5 protein-coding genes are annotated in these 21,907 nt (G+C 58.2%); 4 read left to right on the forward strand and 1 reads right to left on the reverse strand.

What is annotated here, in order from left to right:
- Positions 1–340 precede the first annotated feature (340 nt).
- The 4 genes from RAHAQ2_RS06615 to RAHAQ2_RS06630 all read left to right on the forward strand — a co-directional run bounded on the left by RAHAQ2_RS06615 (position 341) and on the right by RAHAQ2_RS06630 (position 18,996).
- The gene (locus RAHAQ2_RS06615) at positions 341–14,128 is read left to right on the forward strand and encodes an Ig-like domain-containing protein (protein WP_015696488.1); all 13,788 of its coding nucleotides are present in this window, start codon (positions 341–343) and stop codon (positions 14,126–14,128) included.
- A 76-nt stretch (positions 14,129–14,204) separates the two neighbouring features.
- Positions 14,205–15,581 (forward strand): TolC family outer membrane protein, encoded by a 1,377-nt coding sequence (locus RAHAQ2_RS06620; RefSeq protein WP_015696489.1) that lies wholly within the window; start codon positions 14,205–14,207, stop codon positions 15,579–15,581.
- Between the two features lie 50 nt (positions 15,582–15,631).
- Positions 15,632–17,809, forward strand: coding sequence for a type I secretion system permease/ATPase (locus tag RAHAQ2_RS06625; protein WP_041682455.1), 2,178 nt, complete (start codon positions 15,632–15,634; stop codon positions 17,807–17,809).
- Positions 17,810–17,826: 17 nt separating this feature from the next.
- Positions 17,827–18,996, forward strand: a complete 1,170-nt coding sequence (locus tag RAHAQ2_RS06630; protein WP_015696491.1) for a beta-barrel domain-containing protein — start codon at positions 17,827–17,829, stop codon at positions 18,994–18,996.
- A gap of 444 nt (positions 18,997–19,440) precedes the next feature.
- Here the strand turns inward: RAHAQ2_RS06630 and RAHAQ2_RS06635 are convergent, their stop codons facing one another.
- Positions 19,441–21,429, reverse strand: a complete 1,989-nt coding sequence (locus RAHAQ2_RS06635; protein WP_015696492.1) for a DUF4034 domain-containing protein — start codon at positions 21,427–21,429, stop codon at positions 19,441–19,443.
- Between the last annotated feature and the right edge of the window lie 478 nt (positions 21,430–21,907).

Here is a 21,907-nt window from a genome sequence, read left to right on the forward strand (position 1 = left end):
TACATCTGTCAAACTGATGATTTGACTTTTTTTAGATGAATTATTTCAATCTTAATGATTACATTCTTTTATGGTAATTAAGGTGAATCATGCATATAACTTATGGAGTTTCGGGACAAAAATGCCGGAAATGAGGGACCATCGAAGCCCCTAAAAAATAGTTATAGGCGATAACCGCACTTTTTTGTTTGTTTTGTAGTCTGTGACATTCCCTCACACCAGTTGGAAGTTTATCCATTTTTATTAATGGTCTTCATTAGCCGCTGAACCGCTTTTTACCTGAAAAGGAAGAGCGGTGTTTAGCGCGTATGGACAAAAACTGGCGTAACAGGGGTACAACATGGCTCAGAACGGTAGCGTGGTTATTGATATTCTTTCTCGTACTAATGGTGCACTCATCTCCCAGGTTTCAAACGCCAGCCAGGACATTACTCTCAATCAAATCAGCATAGTACGCGTGCACGCGACGCGCGACGCGGTCATCAGCTACGAGCGCCTCGGGAATGATCTTGTCATCCACATGAAAGACGGACGCACCGTCCGCTATCACAGTTTCTTCGATACAGATGGCAAGGGCCATCACAGCGAACTGATTTTCGATGATGGCGAGCATCCTGTCGAACACGCCGCATTTGTCGATACCGGCGCAACAGCGGGGGCTGTCCCGATCGTTCCTGCGTATGAAACCCTTCCTGATGTTGGTGCGCTGGTCATCGACTCTTCCAGTTTTGACCCGGCTGTTTTGGGTGCCATTCTGGGCGTTGTCGCACTGGGTGCCGGTATCGCGATTGCCGCTGGGGGCGGTGGTGGTGGGGGCGGCGGCAGCGGCAGCAACGGCGGCAGTGAGGGTGGCGGGAATACCGGTGGCGGGAACACGGGGGGTGGAAATACCGACGGGGGCAATACTGGCGGCGGTAACACCGGCCAGACCGCAACGTTATCTCTGGGCACCTTTGCCAGTGACAATACCCTTAACGCTGCGGAATCGCGTTTAGCACAAATCTTTTCAGGCACTGCAGGCAACGTGGCCGCAGGCCAGACCATTACACTGACCATCAATGGTAAAACCTATACCAGTACCGTAGGCGCTGACGGCAAGTGGAACGTTAATCTGCCGTCGGTAGATTTACAAAATCTGGCAGATGGCACTTACGTCGTGTCTGTTACTGTCACCGGCACTGATGGCAAGTCTGTCACTCAGGGGATCACGGTTGTCGTCGACAAAACCCCGCCTGCGATCTCACTTGATCCTATCGCCAGTGACAACATTATTGACGCCGTGGAGCATCAGCAACCGCTGACGGTGACCGGCACAGCCTCTGTTTCTGAAGCCGGGCGTACACTGGTCGTCACCCTGAATGGCACGCTATACAACGCGACGGTAGGTGCTGATGGCACCTGGTCCGTGACCCTCCCTGCGGACACCGTTTCTGCTCTGGCGGAAGGTAGTTATACGCTGACTGCATCACTGACGGATGCGGCGGGCAATCAGACCAATACCCCGCTTGAATTCTCGGTCAGCGACAGCGCCGGTATTCTGACGGTCAATCCGGTTTCGGGCGATGGCCAGATTAACGCCACTGAAGCACAGAGTGCGCTGGTGATCACCGGTACCACGGCCAACGTGCCCGCTGGCACTCAAATTATCGTAACGCTGGGCGGCGTGGAATATCGCACCACCACTACCGCAACCGGCGGCTGGAGCCTGAGCATTTCCCCTGACCAGTTGCAGACGCTGACGGATGGCCCGGCTGGCGTAACCGTCAGCCTGGTCGATGCACAGGGCAATACCATCAGTCAGACGACTGATCTGAATGTGGCGATCCACGGTGTTCCGCCAACAGTGGATCCCATTTTTGGTGGCGACAATATTCTCAATGGCAGTGAATCAACCACCCGTCAGATAATTACCGGGAATACCGGCCTGACAGGCGACGGTCAGACAGTGACCGTCACCGTTGGCGGCCAGCAAATTACCGGTACGGTGACGACAGACGGTATCTTCACCGTGACGGTCCCGCCTTCAGTACTCGGTACTCTGCCGCAGGGCAGCAATAATATCGTGGTCACCGTGACGGACCCGGCGGGCAATCACAACAGCATCACCACGCCGGTGACAGTCGATACCGTAGCACCCGTACTTATGATCAATCCGCTGGCTGGCGACGGGCAAATCAGTCTGGCCGAAGCCGCAGGCGCACTGACCTTGTCAGGCACGGCGACGGCGGCAGACGCGGGCAGAACGGTCACGATCACCATTGATGGCAATACGTTTACGGCCGTGGTAGGCGATAACGGCGCATGGAGCACTCAAATTCCGGCGGGCACGCTGACCGGACTGAACGGCGATTTCCCGATTAGCGCCACCCTGACCGATACGGCAGGCAACACCACCAGCACATCCATCCCGCTGAATGTTGTTGCTGATGCCACCGTTCAGCCGGGCATTATCGTCAATACATTTGGCGGTGATAACGCTGTTGATGGCGCAGAAGTGCAAACGGCGCAGGTGCTGAGTGGTTCGACAACCCGCGTCGAAGCCGGGCAGATTGTCACCATCACGCTTAACAGTCATACCTACGAAGCCACAGTCCAGGCCAGTGGTAACTGGAGTGTGATTATTCCGGCGGCCGATATGGTCACGCTGACCGACGGTCCCCAAACCCTCAATGTCAGTGTTTCTGATAAAGCCGGTAACCCGGCGACCGCCAGCGATACCTTCAATGTTGATACCGCTGAGAACGGCATTGCGATTGATCCGGTGACCGGCGATAACGTCATCAATGCCGTGGAAACCGCCAGCGGCATTGAAATCAGCGGGACCACACTGGGTGTCGCGGAAAACGCCATCGTCACCGTGCGATTCGGTTCGCTGTTTAAAACAGCCACGGTCGGGGCGAATGGCAGATGGTTCATGCTGTTAAGCACGGGGGAGATTGAAGATATTAAGGGCGCAAATCCGGACCTGAACAGCATTTCTGCCACTGTCGAAGGGCCAGGCGGGGTAATTTTATCCAACAGTATTAATATCGGTATCGACAACACCAATCCTGTTCCTGTCCTCAATACGCCGTTTGGCGATGGCTTGCTGAATACCGCGGAAGCCGCTGCCGGGCAGACACTCAGCGGCACCACAGGTAAATCGGGTGATGGTCAGACCGTCACCGTGACATTGGGCGGGCAAACCTATAACGCAACAGTGGCCGCAGACGGCAGTTGGTCAGTTCAGATCCCGGCGGCAGATTTACAGGCGCTGCCGCAGGGCAATGTGGCGATCTCCGTCATCGCGACTGACGGTGCGGGTAATACCGCGGCGGTAAGCGGCACTGCTACTGCTGATTTCACCACACCGCTTCTGACCGTTAACCCGGTTTCCGGTGACGGTTATATCAACGCCACCGAAGCCGCTGCGGGCGTGGCGATCACCGGTACGGCTTCTCTTTCTGAAGCCGGTCGCACCGTTACCGTCACCCTCAACGGTGAAACGTATACCGGCATCGTGCAGCCAAACGGCCAGTGGAGTGTTTCCGTACCTGCCACCGCGTTCAATGGTGTCGCAGACGGCAGCTATCCGATTCAGGTCCAGCTTTCTGACGCGGCAGGTAACAGCACGACAGTCTCATCAGACGTGCAGCTTGCAGCCGATGTGGCGAACGGCCCGACCATCAGCGTGAATACCTTTGCGGGTAATAATGTGCTGGATGGCGCAGAGCAACAAACCGCGCAGCAGCTCAGTGGCTCGACCTCACATGTTGAAGCGGGTCAGACCGTCCTGATCCTGCTCAACGGCCATTCTTACACGGCAGTGGTGCAGCCAAGCGGTAACTGGAGCGTCAGCATTCCGGCGGCGGATCTGGCCACCCTCGCCAACGGCACCACACAAATCAGCGTGTCAGTGGCGGATAAAGCCGGGAATGTGGCGACCGGCAGCGAAACCCTGACCGTCAACAACCAGCTCAGCGGGCTGGCGGTCAATCCGGTCGCAGGCGATAACCAGCTCAATGCCGGTGAAGCCGCGGCAGGGATCACCCTCAGCGGCACCTCCGGCAATGTGCCGGTGAATAGTGTGATCACCATTATCCTGAACGGCAAAACGTATACGGCAACGGTCGGCGCAGGCGGTGCCTGGAGTGCGCAGATCCCGGCAGCCGATCTGGCGCTGCTCAGTGACGGCAACAACACTGTGAGAGTCAGCGCGACAGATGCCGCAGGTAATCCGCTGTCCGGCAGCCATGACTTCGGCGTGATTATTCATTCCCTTCCCGCCGCGACGCTCAATACCCCGTTTGGCGATACGCAGCTCAGTGCCCGTGAAGCGGCGGCAGGTCAGACCCTGACCGGCAGCACCGGCGTCAGCGGCGACGGACAGACCGTTACTGTTACCGTCGGCGGCACAGAGTACACCGCCACAGTGGATGCTGGCGGTAACTGGAGCGCTACCGTACCGGCCGGAGATTTGCAGGCGCTCCCTCAGGGACCGGCCGCAGTACAGGTCACGGCGACCGATGCGGCGGGTAATGCCAGTAACATTTCCGTGCCGGTCACGGTCGATACGGTTGCACCGGTGGTCACTATCAACCCGATCGCCAGCGACGACACCATCAATGCCGCAGAAGCCGGGGCGATTATTCCTGTCAGCGGCACGGCGGGGGCGGGTGAGGCGGGCGATACCGTGACTATCAGCATTGCGGGGCAAACTTACACCGGCACTGTGGCGACCGGCGGCGGCTGGACCGTCAACATTCCGGCCGATGCACTGGCAAACGTGGCGAACGGTTCGTACACCGTGACTGCCACCGTGACTGATGCCGCCGGTAACGCAGGCACTGCAACCGCGCCGGTCACAGTCACAGCGGATCCGGCATTGTTGCCGACCATTAACATTGATCTCTTTGCCGGAGACGGCACGCTCGATGGCGCGGAACGCACGAACCCGCAAACTGTCAGCGGAACGACCACCTACGTGGAAGCCGGACAAATTGTCACCGTGACCATCGGAGGCGTTGATTATCCGGCTACGGTTCTGGCCAGCGGCGCATGGAGCGTCATCGTTCCGGCTGTCACCTTGCAGGCGCTGCAAAACGGCACGGCAACCCTTGAGGTTTCTGTCGCCGATAAAGCCGGTAATCCGGCGAACAACAGCGAAGACTTCACCGTGAACAGCGCGCTGGGCGGCGTGACCATCAATCCGATCACCGGCGATAACAAAATCGATGCTACGGAAGCGGCAGCGGGCTTTGATATCAGCGGTAAAACCGCCAATGTGCCGGAAGGCACGCCGGTAACGGTTAAACTGGGTACGGTGACCTACACCACGCAGACCGATGCTGACGGCAACTGGACAGTCAATGTTCCGGCGTCTGACGTTGCCAGTCTGGCGGATGGCACCAGTCACGTGATTGCCTCGACAGTCACCACCGATCAGGGGCCGGTGACGACCACCCAGGATTTGGGCATCTATACTACATTGCCGCAGCCTACACTCAACACGCCGTTTGGCGACGGATTACTGAGTACGGATGAAGCCACCACCGATCAGACGCTGACCGGTAAAACCGGGCTGACCGGCGACGGTCAGACGGTGACGGTCACCCTTGACGGCACCTCTTATACCGGCACGGTTGCCACCGACGGTAGCTGGACGGTGACTATTCCTGCGGCGGATTTGCAGGGCCTCGGTGAAGGCACGAAGACGATTACCGTGGATGTGACCGACGCTGCGGGTAACACCGCAACCTTACCGGGATCGGTGAATGTGGACTTCACACCGCCCCCGCTGTCGCTGGATAACGTGGCGACCGACAATGTGATTAATGCCGCCGAAGCTGGCGCGCCGATCACCCTGAGCGGGACCAGTGATCCGGCCGATGCAGGGCAACTGGTCACCCTGACCTTCAACGGACAAACCTATACCGCAGAGGTGCAGCCAGGCGGCAACTGGAGCACCACCATTCCGGCCAATACCCTCGACGGCCTGGCAGACGGCAGCTATCCGCTGACGGCTGAACTGACCGATGCGGCGGGTAATACCACCACGCTGTCACCGGTCAGCATTGAAGTCGCCACCAACAACGTACCTGTGCCGAGCATTGATACGCCGTTTGGCGACACTTATCTCAACCTGACCGAATCCGGCCAGCCGCAAATCCTCACCGGCAGCATTGGCGCGACGGCTGACGGCCAGACGGTCGTGGTTTCCTTAGGCGGTGAAGACTATCCGGCGACGTTGAACCCGAACGGCACCTGGAGCGTAACCATTCCATCCGCTGATCTGGGGGGTCTGGCGGACGGCAATCTGCCGCTGAGCGTGACGGTCACGGACGCCGCCGGTAACGCCGGCACCACCAGCTCGCTAATCACAGTTGACCGCACCTTGCCTGTTCTCAGCATTGATGACGTGGCGACCGACGACATCATTAATGCGGCTGAATCCCTGCAACCGGTGGTGATCAGGGGGACGGCGGATACCGATGATGCCGGACGTACGGTGTCGGTGGTGCTGAGTTTCAACAACGTCAGCTACACGGCAACCGTGCAGCCCGACGGCACCTGGAGCTTCACGCTGCCAAGTACTGTCGTGCAGTCGCTGACAGATACCACGTATACGCTGACTGCCACGATCACGGATGCGGCAGGCAACAGCACGACAGCCACGCATACCTTCAGTGTGGACGCGGATATCGCTAATTTGCCGACACTGACAATTACAGCCGTGTCCGGTGATGATTACATTAATGCGGCGGAGAAAGGCGCGGATATTCCGATCACCGGCACATCCACAAATCTCGAGGCCGGGCAGACGGTGGGGGTGAGCTTTAACGGCAAAACCTACGACGCTGTTGTTGACGAAAATGGCGACTGGACGGCAACCGTGCCGCTGGCTGATCTGGGCACCTTGTCTGACGGACCGGTTACCGTGACAGCGACTGCCAGCGATGTGGCGGGTAACCCGGCCTCCGCGTCGCACAACGCCACTGTTATCGCCCAGCCCGGCGACCTGCCAACCCTGACCATCAATGCCATTTCCGGCGATGATTACATCAATAGCACTGAACATAATCAGGGTCTGACCGTGAGCGGAACCTCCACGCATGTGCCCGTGGGCGGTACGGTAACCGTGGTCATTACCGGCGAAAACTACACGGCGACCTATACCACCACCGTACTGGCCGACGGTAGCTGGAGTTTCCCGATGACGGCGGCGCAGGTTCAGGCGATGCCAGCCGGGAACAATACCTTCACCGCGACAGCGAATGACGTGGCACAAAACGTGGCAACCGGCACGCATGATGTGACGGTAGACACCCTTCCTCCGCTGCTGACTGTCGTGGTGGATACCGGCGGTGACGGCATCATCAATCTGGCAGAAGCCGCGCTGGGTGTGCCGGTGAGCGGGACGACTGATCCGAATCTGACGGTCAAAGTGACCTTCAATGGTCAGGATTATCTGACCACCGCTAACGATCAGGGGGTATGGTCGCTGACCATTCCGGGCGTGGATGTGCAGGCGCTCGCTACCGATGGCAGCAAAACCCTCGGCGTCAGCGTCAGTGATGCGGCCGGTAACATTGTGACCGCGTCAGGCAGTTTCACGCTGGCAACCCATTCGCTGCCAACGCTGACCGTCGGTGCTATTGCAGGCGACGGCGTGCTCAATATTGCTGAAGCCGCCGCAGGGTTTACCCTGAGCGGCACCAGCACCGGGCTGGTTGCGGGCACCACGGTGCTGGTCACCATTCCTGGCCTGGCCGATCCTGTCTCGGGCATCGTGAATACGCTGGGGACCGGCTGGACAGCGGTTGTGGCACCTGGCCTGCTTAGCGGGCTGGACAACGGGCCGATACAGGTCAGTGTCACGGCGACGGATACGGCGCTCAACCCGGCCTCATCCAGTGCCAGTCTGAATGTGGTACTGACCCAACCGGGCGTGCCGACCATTAATACGCCGTTTACTGATGGTGTTCTGAATGCCACTGAAGCGGCAGCCACGCAGCTGATCACCGGCAACACCGGCATTACCGGCGCAGGCCAGACGGTGACGGTGACGATCGATGGCACGACGGTCACGGCCACCGTCGGTGCGGATGGTAACTGGACCGCCACAGTGCCTTCTTCTGTTTTACAGGCACTGACGGATGATACACATACTCTTTCCGTGACGGCGACGGACAGCGCGGGTAACCCGAGCAGTGCCGCAGGAACCCTTGATTTCACGGCGGTGACGAATGTTCTGCCGGTAGCGGGTATTGACCTGCCATTCGGTGACGGCGTGCTGAATCTGGATGAAGCGACGGCGGGGGGCGTCATTACCGGTACAACCGGCATTACCACGCCGGGTCAGACGGTTACCGTTGTGATTAATGGTAACGCGGTGCCGGTGGTGGTGGATCCTGCTGCCGGAACCTGGAGTGTCACCCTGACGCCAGTGCAGTTACTGGGCTTGCAGGACGGCACCTTGCCGGTAGTGGTGACGGTCACGGACAGCGCGGGTAACATCTCGCCGCTGACGACGTCGTTTGACGTGCAAATTAACAACGTTCCGGCACCGACGATCAATCTGCCGTTTGGTGACGGTACGCTGAACATTGCCGAATCCACCGACGTTAACGGGCAGACTCTGACCGGTAGCACCGGCGTGACCGGAGCCGGGCAAACCGTCAGCGTGGCTATTGCGGGCATGACCGGAAGTCCGTTTACGGCAACGGTCGACCCGGACACGGGGAACTGGAGCCTGGACCTGACGTCAGCGCAGCTCACTTCCCTTGGCACGGCGACGGCGTCGCATCTGATTACCGTCACGGCGACAGACAGCGCGGGGAATCACACCGATGCGACACTGACCTTTACGTCCTATCTGTCCGCCCCTGTGCCGGTTATCGACCTGCCGTTTGGCGACGGCAATCTGAATATCGCTGAAGCGGCTGCCGTGAACGTGATTACCGGGAATACCGGCATCACCGGCAACAACCAGAACGTTAAACTGACCATTGATGTGAACGGCATTACCTATAACGCCACCGTTGATCCGCTGACCGGCGACTGGTCGGTGAGCCTGCCTGCGGGCGTACTGAACTCTCTGGGCAGCGGTCTGCATGATATTAATGTCACCGTAACAGATGCCGCAGGCAACAGCACGCCAGCGACCCTGCCATTCACCAGCTATCTCACCGTGCCGGATGTCACCATCAATACGCCGTTTGGCGACGGTTACCTGAACGCGACCGAAGCCGGGGCAACGCAGACCCTGACCGGGACGACGGGGCTGACGGGGGCAAATCAAACCGTGGTGGTGACCATTGGCGGTCTGACGATCCCGGGTGTCACGGTGGATGCGGACGGTAACTGGTCAGTCCCTCTGACGGCTGGCGATCTTGCCGATCTGCCACAGGGGCCGCAGCAAATCTCCGTGTCTGTCACGGACGGCGGCGGCAATACCGGTTCAGCTTCGGCGGATGTCGGCATTGCCGTGACACAACTGCCTTCCGTGGCGGTGACGTCCTTTGCCGGTGCCGGTTTTGATCTGACCTACGCCGAGAGCCAGAGCACGCAAACCATTACCGGTACGACGGTGAATGTGCAGGCGGGACAGCAGGTGACAGTCACGGTCGGCAGCATCAGCCATCAGGCGACGGTGCAGGGCGACGGTTCATGGAGTGTGACACTGACCCCGGACGAACTCGGTACGCTGTCAACCGGTCAGACGATTGGTGTCGCAGTGAGCGATCTGGCGGGTAACCCGGCGACGGCAACATCATCGCCAGTCACGGTGAACCTGATACCCCCTGCGTTCTCCATCACCCTTGATCCGGTCACCGGTGACAACATTATTAACGTGGCGGATGGCAATCCGGCGGACATTACCCTTTCCGGTAAAACAGTGAATGTGCCGGATGGCACACTGGTCACCGTCACTGTCGGCGGGAATGTGCACACGACCACGGTTAACGCAGACGTCTGGACACTGTCTGTTCCTGCCTCCGAATTTGTGAATGGCACGACCACGACGGTGACCGCATCAACGCTTGTTCCGGTGACCAATGTCACGCAAGGCGTGCTGGTGGATACCACTGCACCGACCCTGACCATCAGCGCCTTTACCGGCGATGATATTCTCAATAATACCGAGTCGAAATCCGCCCAGCTGATTTCAGGGACGGCGGATACCAGTGAAGTGGGCCGTGTGGTCACGGTCACCCTGAATGGCAAAACCTACAGCGGCACGGTGCAGACCGGCGGCACCTGGTCAGTCAGCATACCCGCCGCCGATTTGCAGGCATTACCGCAAGGTACCGGCGCAACCAACGTGATCTCCGCCACCCTCACGGACGCGGCAGGCAACGTGGGCACGGCGGTTCCGCATACGGTGAACGTTGATACGTCAGCGCCGTTACTGGCGCTGAATGCCGTCGCCGGTAATAACGTCATTAACCTGGCGGAATCCCTGCTCAACGTGCTGGTGGGCGGAACCTCCAGCGGTGCGGACGGGCAGACGGTGAATGTCACCCTGGGCGGGGCGTCTATCGGTACGGCGCTTATCCAGCCTGGCGGCGCATGGTCGCTTAACCTGACACCTGAACAACTGATTTTGCTCAATGACGGTACCCTGACCCTGGCTGCGACCGTAACAGATGCAGCGGGTAACACCACCAGCGTCAGTACCGGTCTGGATATCTTCTTCAATAAACTGCTTGATCTGAATGTCACCAGCGGACTGGGGCTGACGGATGGCTTCCTTAATCTGGCGGAATCGCAGGTAGCGCAAACCCTCAGCGGCACGGCGATTGGCGCGGGTGTCGGTTCTGTGGTCTCGACGGTTATCAACGGCACGCCGCTCTCGGCGATTGTCGGGGCGAATGGCGCGTGGTCGCTGAACATTCCGGCAGCGTTACTCGGTGCGCTGGGTGAAGGCCAGCAGGTGCTTAACATTAACCTCACCGATGCGGCAGGTAACGTGACCGCGTCCGTGCTGAATCTGAATGTCCTCAAAACCATTCCGGTTCTGGGTGATCTGGAGCCTCTCTTCGGTGGCAACGGCCTGCTCAATGCTGCGGAAGCCCTGCTGGCGCAAACCATTGGCGGGGTGGCAAATGCGGTCGATGGCACTCTGGTGACCGTGACCCTCGGCGGTAAAACCTACAACACGACCGTAACGGCAGGCACCTGGGATCTGCAAATTCAGCCGGGCGATCTGGGTGCGTTGCTGGACGGCAACCTGAATCTGGGCATCACCCTGACTGACCCGGCGGGCAACTCGTCTACCACCAATATTCCGGTGGGGATTGCAGTCCAAAATCTGCCGCAAGTGGTGCTTAACACCGTGTTTGGCGACGGCGTGCTGAATATCGCCGATCTGCTGGTCAATCAGACCATCAGCGGCACGGTCTCTAACGTGGCTGCGGGGACAGCCATTGCGGTGCAGGTCGGTACACAAACTATTAACGGCGTGGTCGATGCGACGGGGCATTTCCTGGTCACCGTTCCGCCGTCCGTTCTCGGGTTGCTGAGTGGTACCACTGCGGCGGTCAGCGTGACGGTTGCCGATGCGGCGGGCAACGTCGGCAGCGCGGCCGCGAATGCGGTGCTGGATCTGGTCAGGCCGGTCATTAACCTGACGTCGGTTCTGGGCGATGGCTTGCTGAATGCGGCCGACGCGCTGACCACGCAGGTGATTGGCGGTACGGTCAGCGGCGTGACCACCGGGACGCAGGTGCAGGTGACGCTGGGCGGGAAAACCTTCCTTGGCGCAACCGATGCCAGCGGTGCGTTCAGCATCACCCTGCAACCGGGTGACCTGAAAGCGCTGGGTGATGGCACCTTCCCGGTCGTGGTTTCTGTTACCGATGCCGGCGGTAATACCAGCACCACCAGCGGAACGCTGAACTCCATCATCAACGCGGTACCGAAAATTGTGCTGGATCCTGTTTTCGGTGCAGACGGCATCCTTAACGCGGCTGAAGCCCTGCTGACGCAAACCATCAGCGGGACAGTCACCAACGGGCATGTCGGTGAAACGGTCAATATCAACATCGGCGGGGGGCTGATTAATCTGACGGCCGCCGTAGGCAGTGACGGCAAATTCACCGCGTCGCTGACGCCGCTACAACTGTCCGGCCTGCTGGACGGCAATCTGACTCTCGTCACCTCGGTGACTGATGCGGTGGGCAACACGGCGTCCAATACCGTGGGGCTGAATGTCGGTATCCACAATCTGCCGTCGATTGTCCTTAACCCGCTGTTCGGCGACGGTGTGCTGAATGTGGTTGACCTGCTGACCGGACAGACCATCAGCGGTGTCGCCACCAACGTGGCGCAGGGCACTCAGGTTCAGGTTTCCCTGAATGGCAAAAATTATCTGGCGACGGTGGGCGCGGGCGGCATCTTCAGTGTCACCGTGCCGGCGCTCGATCTCTCCGCCATCCTTAACGGCACGCAGTCGGTGGTCGCCAGCCTGACGGACGGATCCGGTAACCCGGCCTCTGTCACCGGTCTGCTGAATGTGGTGTCGCAGTCGCTGCCAACCATCACGCTGAATCCGCTGTTTGGCGATGGCCTGCTGAATGCGGCAGATGCGCTGCTGACCCAAACCATCAGCGGTACCACCACCAACGCGCAGGGCTCAACCGTGACCCTGAACGTGGGCGGGAATACCCTGACGGCGCTGGTGAAAGCCGACGGCACCTTCAGTGTGGCGATCCCGCAACTCACCCTGGCGGGCTTGCTTGACGGTACGCTGAACGTCGGTGCCTCGGTGACCAACGCCGCCGGTCATGCCGTCAGCGGCAGTGCCACGGCAACGGTCGGGATCCATACCTTGCCGACGCTGCTGGTCAATACTCTGTTCGGCGGGGACCAGTATCTCAATGCCGCAGAAGCCGGGGTGAATACCAATATTACCGGCACATCTAACCTGCTCAACGGCACGGTCTCAGTCACGGTCGGTAACGTCACACACAACGGTACCGTCACCAACGGTGTCTGGAGCGTGCCGTTCACCACTGCCGAACTGAAAGGACTGGCGGACGGTTCCACCCAGGTTTCCGTGGTGGTGAGAGACAGCGTGGGTAACACCGCGACGTCTTCCAACCTGCTGAATGTCCTGACCCATGATCTGCCGCTGGTGGCGCTGAATCCGGTTCTCGGGCTGACGCTCGGTCTGGTGAGCAACATCCTCAGCGGTCAGGGGCTGACGCTGAGCGGCACCAGCCGCAACATCGCGCAGGGCGGTCTGGTCAGTGTCACCCTGTTGGGGAATACCCTGGCGGGTACGGTGCAGGCAGACGGTTCGTGGACGGTGAAATTCAGCAGTGCGTTGCTGAGCAGTTACGGACTGGTGGGCTTACTGTCGGCCTTGCTGGGTTCGATTGTTGAACTGAAAGCCGTCGATGCCGCCGGTAACGGATTTGATGCCCACGTCGGGCTGACCGTCGGTTCATCATTACCGCCAGAAACGGCCACGCTGATGGCGACATCGCTGTCTGTCGAGAATAGCGATACGCACACACTGGCAGCCAGTATGACAGCCGACTCCTCCACAACCTCCGCAACGGACTCCACCGACACCACACATGCCACCAGCACACGGGTCTCGTCGCTGGCGACCACGGAATCCGCCACGACGACATCAGAAATCCCCGCGCATGCTGATACCGCCTTCTCGATTGGCGGGATGACTATCGATCTGACGGCAACGGACGGTGTCGCACTGGGCGGCACCGGCGACGACGTGATTGCGGTTCACACGCTGGACTTCGGTCTGATCGACGGTGGAACCGGTGTCGATACCTTGCTGCTGGCAGGCACCCATCAGCATCTGGATCTGACGCTGCTCGGGCTGAAAGTTGAGCATATCGACATTTTCGATTTGGGCAATTCCGGCACCAACAGCATTTCGCTGAACCTGCATGAGGCGCTGAGCGTGAAGGATAACCCGGCCGATGAAGTGATCATCAAAGGCGGCGAGGGCAGCCTGGTGAATCTGCACATCGGCACTGACGGCGCGTGGAACGAAACCGGGCAACGCACGGTGGATGGCCTGACATTCGACGTTTACCACAATGCCGCCATGGAAATCTCAAATACGCTGGGAGACGTTCTGGTGCAGCACGGCCTGCACGTACAACAAAGTTAATTTCTGTACGCCTCCCCCTGCGAAGGGGGAGGGAGCAGTAATAACAAAAAATCGGCGTAATTAAGTGGTGTCGGTAATGAAAAATAAGAAAGTGATGCGGTCACTGACCGTGATGTTGGGCACCTTGTGCCTGACGGGTTTAACAGGGAATACGGGTGTGATGGCGGCGGTGAAACAGCCGGAATTTAACTGGCAGGCCGCGCCGACTGAGGAGATGCGTGCCAGCCTGACGTTACAGGATGCCATCCTGCGGGCGTTTGCACGCAATCCGCAAATTTCAGAAGCGGCGGCGCAAATTCGCGTCGGCAGAGGCAACCTTGATGAGGCCAAAAGTGCGTGGTATCCGCAGATCTCCTTACAGGGAACCGCCGGAAAATCGCATCAGACCGACTCCGCAGGTAGCCTGAGCAACAACGCATCGGCGGGTGTCCAGCTCAGCCAGTTGCTGTATGACTTCGGTCGTACCGGCGGCAGCATCAGTCAGCAGGAATACCTTTCTGATTCCTATCGTTATTCGCTTTACAGCACGATGACCGACGTGGCGCTTAGCACCCTGCAGGCCTATCTCTCGGTCAAACGCTATCAGGCGCTGAGCCTGGCAGCGCGCGACAACATCGCTTCTCTCGAACGTGTGCGTGACACCGCCAGACTGCGGGCAGACGCCGGGCTGAGTTCGCAGTCTGACGTGTTGCAGGCGCAAACGCGTATCGCCGGAATGAAAGCCACCGTTGAGCAATATCGCGCACAGCAACGTTCCGCACAGGCACAGCTGACGGTGCTGACCGGCGTGGTCTCCGATAATTTGCCGGATCTGCCGCAAAGCCTGCTGGATCAGAAAGTCACCCTCAACAAAATCCCTTATGAAAACAGCACGCTGGTGCGTGCCGCACAGGCTAAACAGCAGGCGGCAATCGAGGAAGTCAATCAGACCGAAGCTCAGCACTGGCCGACCCTGAAAGTCCAGGCAGGACGTACGCGCTATGAAAACAGCGGCGGTGGCGGTTCTTACTGGGACGATCAGGTACAACTGGCGGTGGATGCGCCGGTGTATCAGGGCGGGGCGGTCAGCGCCAAAATCCGCGCGGCAGAAGGCCAGCGGCAGGCGGCGCAGGCGGAAGTCGAAAAAGCCAAGCTGGATATCAACCAGAAGGCGTCGGCGGCTTATGCCGACATGATCGGCGGCCAGCAGCGGCAGCTCGCGGGCGAGGAGCAGTTCGGCAGCGCGACGCATACCCGCAGCGTATATCAGGACGAATACAAACTCAGCAAGCGCAGTCTGAACGATTTGCTCAGCGTCGAGCAGGACGTTTTTCAGGCTGATACGTCGCGCATCGGCGCGCTGTATGACGGCTGGGACGCGACGGTGCGCTACGCCGCTGCCGTGGACAATCTGGTCGACATGTTAGGCATCGACCGGCACAAACAAACAGGTGACACCATCCCGTCGCTGTAAGGGTCGGGCAGGACATGAATAAACCAGAAGCATTCGATATCGAGGTTGAAATGAGTAATGAAGCAACAACACCGTTGTCGATCGACATCTGGATAAGCGCCATGGGGCGTGTGGCCGAAATATTTGGTAAACCCGCAGATCCGCTTTATCTTCGCCAGCAGATGCGCTGGTTTGAACATCAGCCGTTGCGGCGTCAGCTTGACCGCCTCAGCGGTCTGATGGGCCTTCAGGTCGGTATGGTCAGCTGGGATCAGGTGCGATGGCGTCAGGAAGTGTTACCCGCAGCGATTACGCTGCAACAGGGCGGCATCGCGGTACTGGAAAATCTGCATGACGACGGCACGGTGGACTACTGGCTGAGCGACGGCGGCAATTTATTGCGTTCGGCCGAACTGGTGGTGTTGCTTGAGCAAAGTACCGGTCCGGTCTTTCTGGCTGGCGTGGCACCGCGCGGGCGCGATCAGCGTATCGACCCGTTCGTTCAGCCGCATAAAAAACACTGGTTCTGGGATAATTTTCGCGGTTCGGGGCGCAAAATTGCGGAAATCTCGCTGGCTTCCGTACTCGGTAACGTGCTGGCGCTGGCCGGTATTTTGTTCTCGATGCAGGTGTATGACCGCGTTATTCCTGCGCAATCTTACCCGACGTTGTGGGTGCTGTTTTTCGGCGTGGTGCTGGCGGCGGGGATGGAATATGTCATCCGCCTGATGCGCACGCTGGTGTCAGATCTGATGGGCAAGAAAGTTGATCTGAAAGTTTCCTCACTGTTTTTCGTGCGGGCGATGAATATCAAAAACGACGACCGGCCAAAATCCACCGGTTCCTTTATTTCTCAGTTGCGTGAAATCGATCAGGTGCGTGAATTGCTGACCTCGACCACCATCAGCGCGGCGGCGGATATGCCTTTCGTGTTGCTGTTCCTCGGCATTATGTTTTTCATCGGCGGCCCGCTGGTGATTATCCCGCTGCTGGCGATCCCGCTGATTGTCATTCCCGGTATTCTGATCCAGTGGCCAATGGCCAAACTGGCGAAAGAAGGCATGCGCGAAAGTGCGCTGCGCAACGCCGTGCTGGTGGAAACCATTGAAGGGATTGAAGACATCAAGGCGTTACAGGCGGAAGCCTATTTTCAGCGTCAGTGGGAACAGACGCACGAAGTCAGCGCCGCTGTGGGCATGAAACAACGCGTGTGGGGTGCGCGCCTGACTGGCTGGGCCTCCACCGTGCAGCAACTGACTTACGGCGGCATGCTGGTGTTCGGCGTGTATCTGGTGCTCAGCGGCGACATCACCACCGGTACGCTGGTCGCCAGCAGCATGTTGTCATCGCGCACTATCGCGCCGCTGATGCCACTGACGATGGTGTTTTCCCGCTGGCAGCATGCCAAAAGCGCGATGCGCGGGCTGGATGAATTGCTGAAAAAGCCTGTCGACCGGCCCGCCGATGCGCAGTTGTCACATTGCCCGACGCTCAGCGGCCATTTTAACGTGCGCAACCTGCAATATACCTACGACAAAGAGAACGCGCCGAATGTGTTAGGTATCGGCCAACTGGAGATTAAACCGGGCGAACGTGTGGCCATCCTCGGGAAAGTCGGCGCGGGTAAATCCACGCTGCTCAAACTGCTGGCGGGTCAGGCCAGCCCGTCGCAGGGGAAAATTCTCATCGATGGCGTCGACATGACCAAAGTAGAACCGGCGGATATCCGCCGCCAGCTCGGTTATCTGTCGCAGGATTCGCGGCTGTTTTTCGGCACGTTGCGTCAGAACCTGATGCTGGGTTATCCGCACGCCACTGACCAGGAAATGCTGCAGGCACTGCGTATCAGCGGTGCGCTGTCGATGGTGCAGGCCGACGCATCGAGCCTGGATAAAATCATCAACGAAGGCGGTCGCGGGTTGTCCGGCGGTCAGCGGCAGATGGTGATGCTGAGCCGCATGATCCTGCGTAATCCGCAGGTGGTGCTGATGGACGAACCGACCGCGTCGATGGATGAACAACTGGAAGAATACGTCATCCGTCAGTTACATGGCTGGCTGGTGGGGCGGACGCTGATTGTGGTGACGCACCGTCCGGCGCTGCTCAGGCTGGTGGACAGGATTGTGGTGATGGATAACGGGCGCGTGGTGGCTGACGGACCGCGTGATCAGATCCTCGCCAAAGCAGCCAGCACCACACCCGCTCCGGCAGCGGCGATGGCGGACGATAAAAAACAAGGCGCAGCCTGAGCGGCTAAGGACACTGAATGGCACATCTGACATTGCATGATGAACTGGAAGCTGAAGGCCGCAAAGTCTCATGGATTATCTGGGTCACGCTGGGCAGTTTGCTGATGTTTTTTGTCTGGGCTCGTTTTGCCGTGCTCGATGAAGTGACGGTCGGCACCGGCAAAGTGACGCCATCGAGCAAAGCGCAGCAAATTGATTCACTGGACGGCGGCGTGATTTTAAAACTGATGGTGCAGGAAGGCTCGGTGGTCAATCGCGGACAGCTTCTGGCGCAGCTTGACCCGACACGCTCCCGGTCAAACTACGGTGAAGCGGCCTCCCGTGTGCGGACATTGCGTGCGTCATCCGAGCGTCTGAGTGCGGAACTGACCGGTGCACCGCTGAAATTCAGCGCCGAAACCATGAAATCCCCGGAACTGGTGGCGCGTGAGCGTCAGTTATATTTATCGCGTAAGCAGAACCGTGATGAAACGGTGACGAATCTGCAACAGTCCCTCAGGCTGGTGAACGATGAAATCAACATGACGCAACCGCTGGTGGCAAAAGGCGCGGCGGGGCAGGTTGAGGTCATTCGTCTTAAACGTCAGGCCAGCGAACTGCGCGGAAAAATCGACGATGCGACGAACCAGTACGCGGTGCGTGCCCGTGAGGAACAGGTGAAAAATAACGCCGATCTGGACGCTGAACTGCAGGTGCTGGCCGGTAAAGAAGATCAGGTGACGCGCTCCGAGCTGTATTCGCCGGTTCACGGTATCGTTAAAGACATTCAGGTTTCCACTGTCGGCGGTGTTCTGCAACCCGGCGGTAAACTGATGGAGATCGTGCCGATTGAAGATCAGTTGCTGATCGAAACCCGCATTAATCCGCGCGACATCGCCTATATCCGCCCCGGACTGCCTGCCACGGTAAAAATCTCGGCGTACGATTCATCAATCTATGGCGATCTTGATGGCAAAGTAGAAGGTGTCTCGCCGGATACGTTGCAGGATGAAGTGAAGCGCGACCAGTACTATTACCGCGTGTATGTCCGCACCGATAAAGCTTTCCTGACCAACAAAGCCGGCCGCCAGTTCCCGATCGTGCCGGGGATGGTGGCGAATGTGGATATCAAAACCGGTCAGAAAAGCGTGCTGGATTATCTGATTAAGCCGTTGAATAAGGTGAAAGAATCCCTGAGGGAGAGGTAAGCAGGAGGCGGGTGCTTGTGCGCCTTCAACTTCAACATCAAGGTCGTGGGCTCTTTCACTGCGCGCTGTCGCTCGCTGACTATGTTTCATCAACCACAGCGGCGGACATAAAGCTCCCTCCCCGCCTCCCCCTTCGCAGGGGGAGGAGCAAAGATGAAAAACAATCTGCTTTTGAATTTAAGATCGTGCGGGCGATTCAGAAATCTTGCTGAACGGAGCGGCTTCGAGACCTGTGGCTCGAAGACCGAGAGAAGGAACCGCGCAGCGGCAAGATTTCCAGCCTGTCGCGGTGGTTGCTGAAACATAGCCAGCGAGCAGAGCGCGCAGTTAAAAAACGCAGGATTCCAAAGGGTTTCGTTTAAAACCCTTTGGGCCCGTGTGGGCGGCGAGCCCACGGTGTTGATCTTAAGGCCGGAGTGGGCAGCAACCCAAGATATCAGCCCGCTATTGCAACGGCTCCTGCAACCGAAACTCCGCTACCGGATCTTCCACCTCGGTTTTCCGCTTATCCTGCCAAAGATTCATCCTCGCACGCAGGGAACCGTTGAGGTCATCGTGAACCTGCTTCGCGGCCTCAGATCCCGGGTTAAGCTCGAGCACGAATTCCATGAATTTACCGGCGATGTAGCGGTTTTTCTTAACGCCGGTGCCGGTCAGCCATGCCATGCCAAGGGTATAAGCGGCTTCGGCGCGATCAGGGTGCGCGGCGTTATGCAGAATTTCCGGCAGCCAGACTTCTGCGGCCTGACGTTTTTCAGCATCTGAACCGTTATCCAGCGCACAACTGGCGCGGTAGTAGGCGGCGGAGAGGTGCCCGGCGTCCATTGCGCGCTGATACCAGTGCATCGCCTGTTCGTAATCCGGTTCCCCGCCCAGCCCTTCGCGCAGTGCGTTAGCGCAGGTAAACATTGCAGGGACCATGCCGGCGCGGGCGGCGCTGAGAACACAATCCATCGCATTGCTGTCATTGTGATAATGCTCAGGCACATCGTGATGCCAGCCGTTGCGGTAGAAGAAATACAGCTCGTAGCAGTGGATGGCGCTGCCGTGGCGCGCCATGCCGGTCATCAGAAAATGGGCGGCGTCGATATCGTCATTGATTGCCATATCATGCGCCAGCGTGACCAGATCGCTGACCGGTTGTTCATCGCCCGATTGCTGGATAAGCGACCACGCGTGTTCCATCAGCCCTTCACTTAATTCCGGGCGGGCAGGCAACCCGTACAATCCGAATTGCAACGCCGTGGCAGCAAAAGCCACCAGCACCGGATCACTGGCCTGGCTCAGACCGCGGGTCAGTAACTGGGTAAGTACCGGCAAGCCTTCTTCATGGCCGTTTGCCAGCACAGCACGGGAAATAAACATGCGGGCAGAATGGCCCGGCATCGCCTGCGGTGAAACGGCGAATAATGTGTCATACACGGCCAGCCCGGCCTGATCATCATCCTCCCAGTACGCGGTACAAATCCCGGCGAGATCCAGCAGACGGATACGGGTTTCAGGTTCGAGAGGCTGAGCCAGTAAAGTGGCCAAACGCTGCCGGAGTTCCAGTGCCTGCGGCGATTCGCGGTCTGCAATATCGCCGGAAAGTGCATCGCACAGCGCATTCGCACGAAACTGGTTACGTTCTTCCTCACTGAATTCCGCACACAGCGGGCTGTCGATGATCCGCATCTGTTGCTCGTCGCTGCCGCCCCAGAAAGCGGAGTGGAATAACAGGTAGGATCCCATGGTGCCGACGTCGGCGTGACGCACGGACATCGCCATGCGCAGCCAGTAATCCAGCGCTTCTTCGCCGCTTTTCCGGGTTTGCTGTAACGCGGCAGGTAACATTTGCGGCCAGTGTGTGGCGGGTTCGAACCCGAGGGCGTGGATATGCGCCACACCGGCTTGCCAGATTTCACTGTCCTGAATCGAAAACTTCTCATGCAAAGGCTGGGGGATTTCGCCAGCGAAAAGGGATTTCAGCCAGTAAGGCTCACCGAAACCTCCGCTGAGGTTCATCAGATGCCGGAAGGCATGGGTCGGGCGCGGGTGTAATTCGATGGCGCGTAAAAACGCCAGCACAGCGTAATCGCAACACAACTGGGCACCGAGCCACTGGTGATCTTCAATTTCATTTTCGCCCTGCGACTGGCGAATTAACCAGGCATTTTCATGCCAGACCATGCCCAGTAATACGTGAGCATGGTAGCTCTGCGGGCATTGCTGCGCCCAGTCACTGAGCACTTCCAGCGGGTTAAGGGCAGGCGATTCCGTACCGGTAAACAGGGTGCCCGGATGCAGCAGCAGGCCATAATCGCGTTGACCTTCGCCCTGATTCTGCCAGCCACGCATCAGTGACAACAGCCACTCGTCGAGTTTTAGAAAACGGCGGGTTGCCAGAAGCATTCTGGCTTTGGAGATGTTGTCGAGCTGATCCTGTTGTGGCATGGGGTTCCCTGAACTATTGAATAAAGAAGATGTTGCGTGGCACCGCAGTCTATCGGTCTTCCCGGCAGTGATCAGCGGGATTGGTCTGACTTTGGCTATAATAACGGATCTGACGTGTCGCTGACCAACAAAGCCTCTCCACAATATTCATTAATAATTTTCCGAAAATACCTTATTAATTTAATGGATTAGATATCAACTATTAATAAAATCGTAATTTAAAAGATGGAGAAACGATGAAGTCATTATGGAGAAATACAGTCAACCTGCGCGATATAATTAGTGATGAATATCACAGAGTGTAATTATATCTTTGTAAACCAAAAAAAAACCGGCCACAAAGGGCCGGCTGTTGTTTCCACAAAACGGGGAATGAGGGTAATTGAATAACAAATAATGATGATAGCGAGAGAAAGTATATATTATTGCTGAATAGATGATTTATCACTTAGTGCGGTAATTATTTAAGATAACTCAT

The sequence above is a fragment of the Rahnella aquatilis CIP 78.65 = ATCC 33071 genome (assembly GCF_000241955.1).
GTDB lineage: Bacteria > Pseudomonadota > Gammaproteobacteria > Enterobacterales > Enterobacteriaceae > Rahnella > Rahnella aquatilis.

Excerpts from the sequence above, each read along its gene's own strand:
- RAHAQ2_RS06615 (WP_015696488.1), top strand. The coding sequence starts at position 341 with ATGGCTCAGAACGGTAGCGTGGTTATTGATATTCTTTCTCGTACTAAT.
- RAHAQ2_RS06620 (WP_015696489.1), top strand. The coding sequence starts at position 14,205 with ATGAAAAATAAGAAAGTGATGCGGTCACTGACCGTGATGTTGGGCACC.
- RAHAQ2_RS06625 (WP_041682455.1), top strand. The coding sequence starts at position 15,632 with ATGAGTAATGAAGCAACAACACCGTTGTCGATCGACATCTGGATAAGC.
- RAHAQ2_RS06630 (WP_015696491.1), top strand. The coding sequence starts at position 17,827 with ATGGCACATCTGACATTGCATGATGAACTGGAAGCTGAAGGCCGCAAA.
- RAHAQ2_RS06635 (WP_015696492.1), bottom strand. The coding sequence starts at position 21,429 with ATGCCACAACAGGATCAGCTCGACAACATCTCCAAAGCCAGAATGCTT.